Annotated in this window: 13 protein-coding genes and 1 pseudogene; 3 read left to right on the forward strand and 11 right to left on the reverse strand. The window is 75.2% G+C overall.

What is annotated here, in order from left to right:
* Positions 1-120: 120 nt before the first annotated feature.
* Positions 121-1,308, forward strand: coding sequence for a class I SAM-dependent methyltransferase (locus F1C15_RS07235; protein ID WP_185233850.1), 1,188 nt, complete (start codon positions 121-123; stop codon positions 1,306-1,308).
* A 96-nt stretch (positions 1,309-1,404) separates the two neighbouring features.
* Here the strand turns inward: F1C15_RS07235 and F1C15_RS07240 are convergent, their stop codons facing one another.
* From F1C15_RS07240 to F1C15_RS07265, 6 genes are all read right to left on the reverse strand, one after another.
* Positions 1,405-2,421, reverse strand: coding sequence for a DUF4190 domain-containing protein (locus tag F1C15_RS07240; RefSeq protein ID WP_185233852.1), 1,017 nt, complete (start codon positions 2,419-2,421; stop codon positions 1,405-1,407).
* A gap of 194 nt (positions 2,422-2,615) precedes the next feature.
* Complete coding sequence (locus F1C15_RS07245) at positions 2,616-3,020, reverse strand: DUF4190 domain-containing protein (RefSeq protein ID WP_185233854.1); 405 nt, start codon at positions 3,018-3,020, stop codon at positions 2,616-2,618.
* 126 nt (positions 3,021-3,146) lie between these two features.
* A complete protein-coding gene (tsaD, locus tag F1C15_RS07250) occupies positions 3,147-4,184 on the reverse strand; it encodes a tRNA (adenosine(37)-N6)-threonylcarbamoyltransferase complex transferase subunit TsaD (protein ID WP_185234165.1) in 1,038 nt (345 codons plus the stop codon).
* 68 nt (positions 4,185-4,252) lie between these two features.
* A complete protein-coding gene (gene rimI / locus F1C15_RS07255; RefSeq protein WP_255465542.1) occupies positions 4,253-4,759 on the reverse strand; it encodes a ribosomal protein S18-alanine N-acetyltransferase in 507 nt (168 codons plus the stop codon).
* 31 nt (positions 4,760-4,790) lie between these two features.
* A complete protein-coding gene (gene tsaB / locus F1C15_RS07260; RefSeq protein WP_185233856.1) occupies positions 4,791-5,453 on the reverse strand; it encodes a tRNA (adenosine(37)-N6)-threonylcarbamoyltransferase complex dimerization subunit type 1 TsaB in 663 nt (220 codons plus the stop codon).
* A 106-nt stretch (positions 5,454-5,559) separates the two neighbouring features.
* Positions 5,560-6,303: an SDR family oxidoreductase gene (locus tag F1C15_RS07265; protein ID WP_167260364.1), complete on the reverse strand. Its 744-nt coding sequence runs from the start codon at positions 6,301-6,303 to the stop codon at positions 5,560-5,562.
* A gap of 157 nt (positions 6,304-6,460) precedes the next feature.
* Here F1C15_RS07265 and F1C15_RS07270 point away from each other — a divergent pair, with 157 nt between their 5' ends.
* The gene (locus F1C15_RS07270; protein ID WP_185233858.1) at positions 6,461-7,309 is read left to right on the forward strand and encodes a helix-turn-helix transcriptional regulator; all 849 of its coding nucleotides are present in this window, start codon (positions 6,461-6,463) and stop codon (positions 7,307-7,309) included.
* Here F1C15_RS07270 and tsaE read toward each other — a convergent pair.
* The 5 genes and pseudogenes from tsaE to glmS all read right to left on the reverse strand — a co-directional run bounded on the left by tsaE (position 7,290) and on the right by glmS (position 12,548).
* Positions 7,290-7,793, reverse strand: a complete 504-nt coding sequence (tsaE, locus tag F1C15_RS07275; protein WP_185234177.1) for a tRNA (adenosine(37)-N6)-threonylcarbamoyltransferase complex ATPase subunit type 1 TsaE — start codon at positions 7,791-7,793, stop codon at positions 7,290-7,292. The genes F1C15_RS07270 and tsaE overlap by 20 nt on opposite strands.
* A gap of 68 nt (positions 7,794-7,861) precedes the next feature.
* Positions 7,862-9,067, reverse strand: coding sequence for an alanine racemase (alr, locus tag F1C15_RS07280; RefSeq protein WP_185233860.1), 1,206 nt, complete (start codon positions 9,065-9,067; stop codon positions 7,862-7,864).
* Positions 9,064-10,161 (reverse strand): alanine racemase, encoded by a 1,098-nt coding sequence (gene alr, locus F1C15_RS07285; protein ID WP_185233862.1) that lies wholly within the window; start codon positions 10,159-10,161, stop codon positions 9,064-9,066. The genes alr (F1C15_RS07280) and alr (F1C15_RS07285) overlap by 4 nt, the downstream gene beginning before the upstream one ends.
* Positions 10,162-10,286: 125 nt before the next feature.
* Positions 10,287-10,655, reverse strand: a pseudogene (locus F1C15_RS07290) (holo-ACP synthase); the annotation flags it as partial.
* Positions 10,656-10,688: 33 nt separating this feature from the next.
* Complete coding sequence (glmS, locus tag F1C15_RS07295; protein WP_185233866.1) at positions 10,689-12,548, reverse strand: glutamine--fructose-6-phosphate transaminase (isomerizing); 1,860 nt, start codon at positions 12,546-12,548, stop codon at positions 10,689-10,691.
* A 76-nt stretch (positions 12,549-12,624) separates the two neighbouring features.
* Between glmS and coaA the strand changes: the two genes are divergently transcribed.
* Positions 12,625-13,623 (forward strand): type I pantothenate kinase, encoded by a 999-nt coding sequence (coaA, locus tag F1C15_RS07300; protein ID WP_185233867.1) that lies wholly within the window; start codon positions 12,625-12,627, stop codon positions 13,621-13,623.
* Positions 13,624-13,648 lie beyond the last annotated feature (25 nt).

Genomic DNA, 13,648 nt, shown 5'->3' on the forward strand with positions numbered 1-13,648 from the left:
TTCGTAGAACGTGGGGTGGCACTCACCACGTGCGAGTGCCAGGAACAACTGTAGGGGCCCGCTGGCACTCGGTCAACACGAGTGCCAGCGGCACGGCGTCGATGCGCGAGACTGGAGCCCATGGACACCACCGAGCTGCTCGAGATCCTCTCGCCCGAGGGGCTCCGGCTGCTCGACTCGCTGCCGGCGCGGCGGAGCGACGACGACGTCGTCGGCACGGTCGCGGCGCTCCGCAAGCAGGGCCACTCCCCCGCGCTCGTCGCCGCCGTGCTGAGCCAGGCCCGGCTCCGGGGCCGTGCCGTCGCCAAGTTCGGCGACTTCGCCAGCCGCATGCTCTTCACCGAGGCGGGCCTCGAACAGGCCACGCGCCTCCCCGTGGCCGCCCGGCACGCCGGCCGGTTCCGCGCCGCCGGGGCCCGCCGGGTCGCCGACCTCGGCTGCGGCATCGGGGGCGACGCGATGGCCCTGGCCGCCCTCGAGCTCGACGTGCTCGCGGTCGAGCGCGACGAGGTCACCGCCGCCGTCGCCGCGTACAACCTCGCCCCCTGGTCGGGCGCCCGCGTCGAGCACGCCGACGCCGCCGACGTCGACCTCGCGGACGTCGACGCCGTCTTCCTCGACCCGGCCCGGCGCACGGCGGGCCACAGCGGCACCAAGCGCCTCGCCGACCCGGCCGACTGGTCGCCCTCGCTCGACGTCGCCTTCGGGCACGCCGAGCACCGCCCGACCGGGGTCAAGCTCGGCCCCGGCATCGACCGCGAGCTGCTGCCCGCCGACGCGGAGTGCCAGTGGATCTCCGTCGACCGCGAGGTCGTCGAGCTCGGGGTCTGGTTCGGGGCGCTCGCGCGGCCCGGCGTCGGGCGGTCCGCCCTCGTGGTCACCGCCTCCGGCACCGCCGAGCTCACCGCGCCCGCCGACTCCGACGACGTCGAGGTGGGCGACCTCGGCGAGTGGCTCTACGAGCCCGACGGCGCCGTCATCCGGGCCCGCCTGATCGGCGACCTCGCCCGGAGCCTCGGCGCCCGGACGGTCAGCCGCGACATCGCCTACCTCACCTCCGACACGCCGGTCGAGACGCCCTTCGCCCAGGTCTTCCGCGTGGTCGAGGCCCTGCCCCTCGACGAGAAGACCCTCAAGCGCGAGCTGCGCGCCCGGGGCGTCGGCCGCCTCGAGATCAAGAAGCGCGGGGTCGACGTCGACCCCGCCGCGTTCCGCAAGCGCCTCTCGCTGCAGGGCACCGGCTCGGCGACGCTGGTGCTGACGCGCGTCGCCGGGCGACACACGGCCCTGCTCTGCGAACGCGTCTGACCCGGCACGACGACGGCCGCCGCACCGGGGTGCGGCGGCCGAGGTCGTCAGGAGGCGCGGGCCGGGCGGTGAGCACCGCCGCCGGACCGCCTCGGGTCAGTACCCGTAGTAGCTGCTGTCGGCGACGGTGCTGAAGAACGTCGCCCAGCCGATCCAGACGACGATCGCGAGGGCGATGCCCGCGTAGCCGACGATGAGGCCGGTCAGCCAGAACCCGCGCGAACGGGGCTCGCGCTTCTGGGCGATGTGGCCGAGCACCACTCCGGCGATCGAGAAGATGATGCCGGCCCCGAAGGTGACGACGAGGATCGTGATGAACGCGCCGAAGATCGACCCGATCATCGCGAGCAGGCTGAGCACGCTCGACGGCTTGGTGGGCCCGGCCGAGGCGTAGGGGGCGTAGGGCGAGCCGTAGGGCTGCTGCTGCTGCGGGGCGCCGTAGGGCTGGCCGTACTGCTGCTGCGGCTGGCCGTACTGCTGCGGGGGCTGACCGTACGGGCCTGGCTGCGGCTGGCCGTACTGGCCCGGCTGCTGCGGCTGCTGCCCGTACTGGCCCTGCTGCGGCTGCTGCCCGTACTGCTGCGAGCCCGGCTGGCCGGGCGCCGCCGGGCCGGTCGGAGCACCGTAGCCGGGCCGCGGCGGCTGGGGAGCACCGTAGGGCGCCGACGCGGGAGCCCCGTAGGGAGCCGACTGCGGAGCGCCCTGCGCCGGCGCCCCGTAGGGTGCCGACTGCGGAGCGCCCTGCGCCGGCGCCCCGTAGGGAGCCGACTGCGGGGTCCCGTACGGCGCCGACTGCGGCGCACCCTGCGCCGGGGCACCGTAGGGAGCCGGCGCCGACGGCGCCGTGCCCTGCGCCGGGCCGGCCTGCGGCGCCGCGAACGGCGAGCGCTGCGGGGCCGGGGTCTGCCCCGGGGCGATGAACGGGTCGTGGGCGGGGCGCGCGGCGGGCTGGGACGCGGCGCCGGGGAAGGAGGTGGGGGGAAGCGGCGGTGACTGCTGCTCACCCGCGGGTGCGGGCGGAGGCGTCGGCGCCTGCGCCGGCTCGGTCTGCGGCGCGTCAGCGGACTGCGGTGCGCGCCCGGACTGCTCGGGGGTGGTGTCGTCGGTGGCCATCAGGAGCCTTTCGCGTGCGGGCGGCGGAGCATCGGAGGAGTCGCGGTGCGGTGTCGCAGGTCAGGTGCGGTGCCGTGCGGTGTCGCCTCGACCGCGGCGGGCCGGACGGACGACGGGGCCCACGCCGTCGGCGTGGACCCCGTCATCGTATCGACGCCTCCGATGAGGCAGCCATGAAGCCCGTGGGCGTCGGCTCAGTACGTCGAGTAGTCGAGCTGGCCCGAGCTGGCGAGCGCCCCGAAGAGGACGGCGAAGCCGACGGCCAGCAGGATGCCGCCGATCAGCACGACGTAGCCGAGGACGGTGCCCCAGAGCGCCATGCCGCGCCCCTCCTCGCCCGTCTTCTTGATCTGGCTGAGCGAGATGTGCCCGACGACGATCGCGGCGATGCTCGCGATGCCGGTGAAGAAGCCCGCGATGCCGAGGATGAGGGCGATCAGCGCGAGGCTGTTGCGCGGCGCCGGGCCGTAGCCCGGGCCGCCGGGGGCGCTGTAGCCCTGGCCGACGGGAGCGCCGTAGGCCGGCGGCTGCTGGCCGGAGGGCGTGCCGTAGCTGTCCTTCTGCGGCTGGCCCTGGGGGGCCGGGTACTGGTCGGTCATGTCCCGTGGTCTCCTCGTCGTGCGCCCGGCTCGTGCCGGTGGTCTGGTCCGCTCGATGCTACCGGCAGGGGCCCCGAGCGCCCCGCCCTCCGGGCACCTCCCGCGCAACAGCCGCGGGCGCGGGGCTCAGACCGCCTGCACCACGGTGACCGGCAGCGTCGAGTCGGCGCCGAAGTCGAGCGGCGAGGGCGCGTGACCGCGGGCCACCAGCTGGGCCCCCAGTGCGGCGATCATCGCCCCGTTGTCGGTGCAGAGCGAGAGCGGGGGCACGCGCAGCTCGACGCCCGCCGCCGCGCAGCGCTCGGCCGCCAGCGCGCGGACCCGGGCGTTGGCCACGACCCCGCCTCCGAGCAGCAGCCGCGGCACGCCCCGGTCGGCGCACGCGGCGAGGGCCTTCGTGAGGAGCACGTCGGCGACGGCCTCGCGGAAGCTCGCGGCCACGTCGGCCACGGGCACCTCGAGCCCCTCGTCGCGACGACGCTCGACCCAACGGGCGACCGCGGTCTTCAGCCCCGAGAACGAGAAGTCGTACCGGTGCCGCACGAGGTCCTTCGGGAGGGTCAGCCCGCGCGGGAACCGGATCGCCGCGGGGTCGCCCTCGGCGGCCACCCGGTCGATCTGCGGCCCGCCGGGGTAGGGCAGGCCGAGCAGGCGGGCGACCTTGTCGAAGGCCTCGCCCGCGGCGTCGTCGATGGTCTCGCCGAGCAGCTCGACGTCGTCGACGAGGTCGCGCACGTGCAGCAGCGAGGTGTGGCCGCCCGAGACGAGGAGCGCGATCGTCGGCAGCTCGAGGTCGCTGCCGTCCTCGCGCAGCACGTCGGCGCCGACGTGGCCCACGAGGTGGTTGACGGCGTAGAGCGGCGTGCCGGTGGCGAGCGCGAGGGCCTTCGCCGCGCCGACGCCGACCATCAGGGCCCCGGCGAGACCGGGGCCGCTCGTGACGGCGATCGCGTCGAGCTGGTCGAGGGTGACGTCGGCCTCGGCGAGCGCGGCGCGCAGGGCCGGCTCCATCGCCTCGAGGTGGGCGCGGGCCGCGACCTCGGGCACGACGCCGCCGTACCGGGCGTGCTCGTCCATCGACGACGAGATGACGTTGGCGAGCAGGGTCGTGCCGCGCACGATGCCCACGCCGGTCTCGTCGCAGCTGGTCTCGATGCCGAGCACGAGCGGGCCCGAGTCGCCGGACGCGGCTGCGGGCGCGACGGACGGTGCCGGGGAGGCGGTGGTGGCGGTCACGGGGTCGGCTCGCTCTCGGTCGCGGCCGGCCGGGTCTCGGTCGGCGGAACGGTCAGGCGCATCACGACGGCGTCGACGCCGTCGGGCATGTAGTAGCGGGGGCGGACGGCGATGGCCTCGAAGCCGGCGGTCTCGTAGAGGTGCTGCGCTCCCGGGTTGTCGGCCCGCACCTCCAGGAAGACCTCGCGGGCGCCGCGCCGCCGGGCCTCGGCGACGAGCTGGGTCAGCAGGGTGCGCCCCAGGCCGCGGCCGCGCGCGCCGGGGACGACCGCGATGGTCTGCACGTCGGCGTCGGGGGCCCCGGGCAGCGAGAGCAGCCCGGCGTAACCCTCGACGACGGTGTCGTCGGCCTCTGGGGTGGCGACGAGGTAGTAGCCGTCGCGCGACGCGAGCTCGTGCGCCATGCCGCTCCGCGACCACGCGTCGGTGGCGAAGACCGACGTCTCGATCGCCATGACCGCGTCGAGGTCGTCGACGTCGGCCCGACGCAGCCGCCAGCTCACCGGCCGACCGGCTTCGGCCCCGCCGAGGGCGTCACGTCGGGCTCGCCGAGGGCGTCACGTCGGGCTCGCGGAGGTAGAGCGGCTCGGGCGCCGCGAAGGCGCGGCCGTGCTCGAACAGGCGCTCGGCGAGCATGCCGAGGGCCGCCGCCGAGACCACGGTCGAGTCGGGGTCGGTGCGGGGCGACCCCGAGGAGGCGCCCGTCGCGTCGTCGAGGTCGGCCGGGCGCACCAGCGCGGGCCCGTCGAGCAGCACGGGCAGGCCGTCGTCGTCGAGCCCGGCCCACGCGCTCCAGGCCACCTCGCGGCGGCGCGCGTCGGTGACGACGACGAGGGGCGAGTCCAGGCGGCCGCCGGCCTCGGCGACGTCGCGCCCGGCCTCCGCCGAGAGCCGTTCGAAGGCGACCGCGTCGTGGCTGCCGACCGCGAGGCAGGGCACCCCGGCGCCGAAGGCGAAGGCGCGCGCGGCGACGATGCCGACCCGCAGCCCGGTGAACGGCCCGGGGCCGACGCCGGCGACGACCGCGCTCAGGCGCGAGGGCTCGACGCCCGCGACCCGGAGGGCCTCGTCGATCAGGGTGCCGATCACCTCGGCGTGCCGCCGGGTGTCGGCGACCGCGCACTCGGCGAGCACGCCGCCGTCGCGGTCGACCACGGCGACGGCCGAGCCGGCGGAGGTGTCGATGGCCAGGATCACGCACCGATCGTACGCGGTCCCGGGGAGGCGGCCCGCGCCTCCCCGGGGCCTCCCCCGTCGACGAGGCGGACCGCCGCCCCGAGGCCCGGGGCGAGCCGGCGCCGCGTCAGTGCGCGCTGAGCACGCGCAGCACGTCCGCGTGCCGCCCCTCCGCCTCGGCGTCGCGGAGGAAGCGGACGCGGTCGACCAGGACCTCCTCGACGTCGGGCTGCTCGGTGAGGATGCGCATCGTCTCGTCGAGGTACTCGTCGAGCGGCATGGCGTTCGGGTCGTCCGACTGGCCCATCAGGGTCGTCTGCACCGCGGGCGGCACGAGCTCGACGACCTGCAGCGGGGTGTCGGCCCACTGCACGCGGAGGCTCTGCGTGAACGAGTGCACGGCCGCCTTCGTCGCCGAGTAGGTCGGCGCGGCCGGCAGCGGCACGCTGGCGAGGCCCGACGAGACCGTCACGAGCACGCCGTCGGGCTTCGCGGCCAGGAAGGGCGCGAACGCCGTCGTCGTGCGGATGGTGCCCAGCAGGTTCGTCACCACCGTCGCCTCGGCGGTCTCGAGGTGGGCGGGGTCGCGGAGGTCCTCGGGCAGCATGATGCCGGCCATCGTCACGACGACGTCGAGGGCGGGGTGGTCGCGCGTGACGCTCTCGGCGGCGGCCGCGATCGAGGCGGGGTCGGCGACGTCGACGACGACCGACGACATGCCGGGGTTCGCGGCGACGATCTCGTCGAGCAGGGCACGGCGGCGACCGCCCACGACGACGGTGTCGCCGCGGGCGTGCAGGCGCTCGGCCAGGCCGCGGCCGATGCCCGAGGTCGCGCCGGTGATCAGGACGGTGTTGCCGGTGGTCTTCACGGTGCCTCCAGGGCGGTGAGGGGGTTCTCGGGGGTGACGGGCGCCGTCGGGGCGCCCACGACGACCCTCCTCCGTCGGCACCGGGGAGGGAAGGGAGCGTCGGTCGGGGGAGCGTCGCTCCCTGGCTGGCGGGCGCCGACCACGGCAGGATGACGGCATGGACCGCTCCGGGCTCGCCGACTTCCTCCGCCACCGCCGCGAGCGCCTGCAGCCCGCCGACGTGGGGCTGCCCGCCGGGGCCCGCCGCCGCACCGCGGGGCTGCGCCGCGAGGAGATCGCCGGGCTCGTCGGCATGTCGACCGACTACTGGTCGCGGCTCGAGCAGCAGCGCGGCCCGCAGCCGTCCGACCAGATGCTCGCCGCCATCGCCCGGGGGCTCCGCCTCGGCCTCGACGAGCGCGACCATCTGTACCGCCTCGCCGGCCAGGCGGTGCCCCGCCGGGCCCGCCACACGCCGCACGTCAGCCCGGGGCTGATGCGGGTGCTCGACCGGCTCGACGACTCCCCCGCCCTCGTGATCACCGAGGCCGGCGAGACCCTCGCCCAGAACCGGCTCGCGACCTCGCTCTTCGGTGACCACACGGCCCATGCGGGACTCGACCGCAGCGCCGTGCACCGCTGGTTCGCCCGGCCGGAGGCGCGGCGCCCGTACCCGGAGCGCGAGCAGCCCCGGCAGGCCCGCCTCCAGGTCGCCCAGCTGCGGGTCGCGACCGCGTCGGCCGACCCCGACCCCCTGGCGGTGCGCGTCGTCGAGAGCCTGCTCCGGGTCAGCCCGGAGTTCGCCGAGCTCTGGCACCTGCAGGAGGTCGTCACCCGCTTCGACGACCACAAGACGCTGTGGCACCCGGAGGTCGGCGAGATCGAGGTCGACTGCCAGGCCCTCTTCACCGAGAACCAGGCCCAGGTGCTGCTCGTGCTGACGCCGCGGGCGGGCACGACGGCGGCGGAGTCGCTCCGCCTGCTCGGGGTGCTCGGCGCACAGGCCTTCAGCTCGTCGGGAGCGTGACCCCGGCCCAGCGCGGGCCGTGCGCGGTGATAGTGACGCGGCGCGGCTCGTCGTGGACGTCGTCGGCCGCGGCCACGTCGTCGGCGAGCGCCTCGTCGGCGAGCGCGTCCTCGACGACGGGCACCGCGCCTCCGGCGCCCGTGGGCCGCTCGATCACGACGTCGAGCCACGAGTCGGCGACCCCGTCGAGCAGCCCGGCGCCCCACTCGACGACGACCACCGAGCCCTCGTAGTCGAGGTCGAGGTCGTCGAGCTCTGCCGCGCCGCCGAGGCGGTAGGCGTCGACGTGCACGAGGGGCACGCCCGACTCGCTGGGGTGCGTGCGGGCGAGCACGAAGGTGGGGCTGGCGACCTGGCCCCGCACGTGCAGGCCCTCGCCGAGGCCGCGGGTCAGCGTGGTCTTGCCGGCTCCGAGCGGCCCCGTCAGCACCAGCAGGTCGCCCGCCCGCAGGAGGCCGGCCAAGCGACGGCCGAGCGACTCCATGTCGTCGGTGTCGACGACGGCGCCCGCGAAGAGCGATCGCCCCTCGTCGACCGGGGCCGCGTCGTCGGTCACGCGCGACCGCCCGTGTACACCCGCTCGACCCGGGCGCCGATGCGGCACGAGACCTCCTCGGGCACGCTGCCCGTCAGGTCGGCCCACTCGCCGATGGTGAGCTCGCCGCGGTCGCCGGGGCCGAAGAGCACGACCTCGTCGCCCACCGCCACGTCGTGGTCGCCGACGTCGACGAGGAACTGGTCCATCGCGACCCGGCCGACGATCGGGTGGCGGCGACCCGCGATGGTCACCTCGACGCCGTGCTGGGCCCGGCGGCTGACGCCGTCGGCGTAGCCGATCGGCACGAGGGCGAGGGTCGTGTCGTGCGGCGCCCGCCAGGTGTAGTCGTACGAGACGCCCGTGCCGGCGGGCACGCGCTTGACGCGGACGACGCACGCGCTCACCGTCAGCACGGGGCGGAGGCCGCGGTCGGCGGCCGTCACGCCCTCGGTGACCGGGTTGCCGTAGCCGTTCGAGCCCATGCGCACCATGTCGAAGCGGCGCTCGGGGTGCTCCATGCCCGCCGAGCTCGACGACATGTGGCGCTTCTCGAAGGTCGCGCCGAGGGCGGCGGCGTCGTCGAGGGCGCGGCGGAAGACGAGGGAGGCGGCGTGGTCGTCGGCCTCGCTGGTCTCCGACACGTGCGAGAAGCAGCCCCGGAGGCGCACGACGCCCTCGTCGCGCAGCTCGACGGCTCGGGTGACGAACTCGGCCCAGTCGGCGGGCAGGCAGCCCTCGCGGTGCAGGCCGGTGTCGATCGTGAGGTGCACGAGGGCCTCGTGGCCGGGGCCGGCGGCCCGGGCGGCGGCGGCGAACGCCTCGAGCTGCTCGAGGGTCGAGACGCCGAGGTCGACGCGCAGCCGCACCGCGGCGTCCCAGTCCTCGTCGGGGCCGAGCTGCCAGGCGAAGTACGAGGCGTCGTCGCCGACGCCCTCGCGCCGCAGGCGGTACGCCGGCTCCGGCTCGACGGTGCCGAACCAGCGGATGCCCGCGGCGAGCGCCTCGGGCACCAGCACGTCGACGCCGAGCGAGTAGGCGTCCGCCTTGACGATCGCGAGCACCTCGACCGGGGCCATGCGCTCGATCAGCGAGGTGAGGTTCGCCCGGTAGGCGGCGAGGTCGATCGTCGCGCGGCGCAGGTACCCGGCCGCGGGGCGCGCCGCGACGCTCTCGGGGCCGGTCTCGGGGGCGGGGCCGGTCTCGGGGGCGGTGCCGGTCATGCGTAGCTCCTCGGGAGGCGGGCCGACAGCGACGCGACGACCTCGTAGGTGATGCCGTCGAAGGCCCGGGCCCAGTCCTCCGCGCCCTGGTGCCCGAGGGCGGGGTCGCCGAACAGCACGACCTCGTCGCCCACCTCGACCGGGTCGTCGCCGACGTCGATGACGAGGGCGTTCATCGCGATCCGGCCGCGCACCCGGTAGGTGCGCTGGCCGATCGTGACGGAGGCGCGGTCGCTGGCGGCGCGGTCGACGCCGTCGGAGTACCCGACCGGCACGATGGCGATGGTCGTGTCGCGCTCGGGCCGGAAGACGTAGCCGTACGAGACGCCCTCGCCCGCGGGCACCCGCTTGACGGTCGTCACGGGCGCGCGCATCGTCAGCGCCGGGCGCAGCCCGAGGTCGGCCGCCCGGCGGTCGGGGAAGGGGCTGAGCCCGTAGGCGGCGAGCCCGAACCGCACCATGTCGACGGGCCCCTGGCCCACGTCGGCGAAGTGCAGGGCCGCGGCCGAGGCGGCGACGTGCCGGAGGCGCGGCTCGAGCCCCAGCCCCCCGAGCGTCTCGATCGCGGAGAGGAAGGCGGCGACCTGCGCGCCGTCCTCCTCTGGGGAGGCGTTCGACAGGTGGGTCATCACGCCCTCGACCGGCAGGCGGTCGGCGAGCGCCGCGGCGCGGGCGAAGAACTCGGGCCACTCCGCGGCCACGGCGCCGTTGCGGCTGAGGCCGGTGTCGACGCAGAGGTGCACGGCCCGGACCCCGGCCTCCGCCGCGGCCTCGAGCTGGGCGACGTCGGAGACGGCGGGCGTGACGTCGTGGGCGGCGGCACGCTCGAAGGTCTCGCCGGGAGCGTGCAGCCAGGCGAGCACCGGGGCCGTGACCCCGGCCTCCCGGAGCTCGACGGCCTCGTCGAGGTCCGCGACGCCGAGCCAGTCGACGCCGGCGTCGACGAAAGCGCGGGCGCACTCCACGGCGCCGTGCCCGTAGGCGTTGGCCTTCACCACGGCCATCACGCGGGCCGGTGCCACCGCGGCCTTCAGGGTCGCGACGTTGTGCCGCAGGGCGGCGGTGTCGATGGTCACCCGGATGTCCTGCGTCACGCGTCGGCTCCTGTCTCGGTCTCGGCGGTCTGGGTCGGGCGGTGGTCGTGCTGCGGGGGCTCGTGCTGCGGGGGCTGGTGCTCCGGGGGCTCGTGCACCGGGGGCTGGTTCTGCGGGGCACGCTGGTCGGTCTCGGCCACCACGTAGGCCACGGCGACTCCCCCGTCGTGGCTCAGCGAGAGGTGGAGGCGCGTCGCGCCCCGCGACTCCGCCAGCGACCGCGCTCCCCCGGTCAGCCGGAGCGAGGGGGCGCCGCTCGCGTCGGAGACGACCACGATGTCGTGCCACCGCACGCCGGTCGACCCGCCGAGGGCCTTGATCAGCGCCTCCTTGGCGGCGAACCGGGCCGCGAGCGACCGCACCGGTCGGGGGCTGCCGTCGGCGAGCACCCTCTCGGCGTCGCCGAAGAGCCGGGCGGCGAGCGCGCCGGTGCGCTCCAGCGAACGCTCGAAGCGCTCGAGGTCGACGACGTCGACCCCGATGCCGACGATCACGGGCGGGCGCGGGTGCTCATGCGGCCGGGTGCCCTACTCGACCGTGACCGACTTGGCGAGGTTGCGCGGCTGGTCGACGTCGAGGCCCTTGGCCGCGGCCAGCTCCATGCCGAAGACGTGCAGCGGCACCACCGAGAGCAGGGGCTCGAAGAGCGGGGCCGCGAGCGGGATGTGCAGCACCTCGTCGGCGAAGGGCAGCACCGCGGCGTCGCCCTCCTCCGCGATCGCGATGACGCGGGCGCCGCGCGCGCGGATCTCCTGGATGTTCGAGACGACCTTGGGGTGCAGCGACCGCGGGTCGCGCGGGCTCGGCACGATCACGAAGACGATCTGGCCGGGCTCGATCAGGGCGATCGGCCCGTGCTTCAGCTCGCCGGCGGCGAAGCCCTCGGCGTGGATGTAGGCGAGCTCCTTGAGCTTGAGCGCCCCCTCGAGGGCGATCGGGTAGCCGACGTGGCGGCCCAGGAAGAGGACGGACCGGGTGTCGGCCATCCAGCGCGCCAGGGTCGCGATGCGCTCGGACGACTCGAGCACCTTGCGGATCTTGTCGGGCACGGCCTGGAGGTCGGTGACCTGATCGGCGATCTGCTCGGCGGTCAGGGTGCCACGCAGGGTCGCGAGGTGCAGGCCGAGGAGGAACAGTGCAGTGCCCTGCGCGACGAACGCCTTCGTCGACGCGACGGCGACCTCCGGACCGGCGTGCGTGTAGATGACGGCGTCGCTCTCGCGGGGGATGGTGGAGCCCTGCGTGTTGCAGATCGACAGCACCTGCGCGCCCTGCTCGCGGGCGTACTTGACCGCCATCAGCGTGTCCATCGTCTCGCCGGACTGGCTGATCGAGACGACGAGGGTCTTCTCGTCGAGCACCGGGTCGCGGTAGCGGAACTCGTGCGCGAGCTCGACCTCGACGGGCACGCGGGCCCACTGCTCGATGGCGTACTTGCCGAGGATCCCCGCGTAGGCGGCCGTGCCGCAGGCGATCACGATCACGCGGTCGACGGTGAGGAGGCGGTCGCGCACGCCGTCGAGGTCGGTGAGGGTGACGGCGCCGTCGTGCACGCGGCCGAGGAGGGTGTTGGCGACGGCCTCGGGCTCCTCGCTGATCTCCTTCGCCATGAAGCTCGACCAGCCGCCCTTCTCGGCGGCCGAGGCGTCCCAGTCGACCTCGAAGGTGCTGGTCTCGACCGGCGCGCCCTCGAAGTCGACGACGTCGACCGAGTCGGGGCGGATCGTCACGATCTGGTCCTGCCCGATCGACATCGCGCGGCGGGTGTGCGCGACGAACGCGGCGACGTCGCTGCCGAGGAAGTTCTCGCCCTCGCCGAGCCCGACGACGAGCGGGCTGTTGCGACGGGCGCCGACGACGACCCCGGGCTGGTCGGCGTGCACGACGAGCAGCGTGAAGGCGCCGTCGAGGGTGTTGACGACGACGCGGAGCGCCTCGGTCAGGTCGCCGGAGGCGCGGTAGGCACGGGCGACCAGGTGGGCCGCGACCTCGGAGTCGGTCTCGCTCGAGAACTCGACGCCCTCGGCGAGCAGCTCGGCCTTGAGGTCGGAGAAGTTCTCGATGATGCCGTTGTGGATGAGCGCGAGGCGCCCGCCGTCGGAGAGGTGCGGGTGCGCGTTCGCGTCGGTCGGGCCGCCGTGGGTGGCCCAGCGGGTGTGCCCGATGCCGGTGGCCCCGTCGGTCAGCGGGTCGGCCTCGAGGTCGTCGACCAGCACCTTCAGCTTGCCGGCGCGCTTGCGCGTGCCCAGCTGGCCCGCCGCGTCGACGACGGCCACTCCGGCCGAGTCGTAGCCGCGGTACTCGAGGCGCTTGAGCCCGCCCAGCAGGACCTCGATGCTCTTCTCGCCGACGCCCGAGGCGCCGACGTAACCCACGATTCCACACATGCGACCGATCCTATGCGGTCCCGTCCGCGCCTCCTGTGCGGTCGCCCCGCGCGCCCGACCGGGTAGCCTCGCCGTCATGGCCGAAGCCCCTCCGTCGACGACGACCCCCGCGCCGGGCCAGGCCGCGCACGCCGCACACGCTCCCCACGCGCCGACGCACGCCACCCCGTTCGTCGAGATCGGGCGCGACGCCTGGGCCGACCTCGCCCCGGCGACGCGCCTGCCGCTCACCGAGACCGAGATCGTGCAGCTGCGGGGCCTCGGCGACCGGCTCGACATGCGCGAGGTGCAGGACGTCTACGTGCCGCTCAGCCGCCTCCTCAACCTCTACGCCGCGGGCGCCCGCAACCTGCACCGGGCGACCAGCGACTTCCTCGGCGAGCGCGCCCAGCGCACGCCCTTCGTGATCGGCGTCGCCGGCTCGGTGGCCGTCGGCAAGTCGACGGTCGCCCGTCTGCTGCGCGAGCTGCTCAGCCGCTGGGACGACACCCCCCGCGTGGAGCTCGTCACGACCGACGGCTTCCTCTACCCGAACGCCGAGCTCGAGCGCCGCGGCCTCACCGACCGGAAGGGCTTCCCCGAGTCGTACGACCGCCGGCACCTGCTGCGGTTCGTCTCGCAGGTCAAGAGCGGGGCGGAGGAGGTGCGGGCGCCGTTCTACTCGCACACCAGCTACGACATCATGCCGGGGGCCGAGGTCGTGGTGCGGCGCCCCGACATCCTCATCGTCGAGGGCCTGAACGTGCTGCAGCCGCCGACCCCCGGCCGTCTCGCCCTCAGCGACCTGTTCGACTTCACGATCTACGTCGACGCCCGCACGAGCGACATCGAGTCGTGGTTCGTCGAGAGGTTCCTCGCCCTGCAGAAGGGCGCCTTCACCCAGGAGCGCTCGTTCTTCCACCGCTTCGCCGGCATGGACGAGGCGGAGGCGCGCGCCTTCGCGTCCGGCGTCTGGCGGTCGGTGAACGAGCCGAACCTCGTCGAGAACGTGCTGCCGACGCGGTCGCGGGCGACCCTGGTGCTGCGCAAGGCGGCGGACCACGCGGTGAGCTCGGTGCTGCTCCGCAAGATCTGAGCGGGCCTGCGGTGCGGCCACCGCG

It is taken from the genome of Frigoribacterium sp. NBH87 (assembly GCF_014217665.1).
In the GTDB taxonomy this organism is placed as follows: domain Bacteria; phylum Actinomycetota; class Actinomycetes; order Actinomycetales; family Microbacteriaceae; genus Frigoribacterium; species Frigoribacterium endophyticum.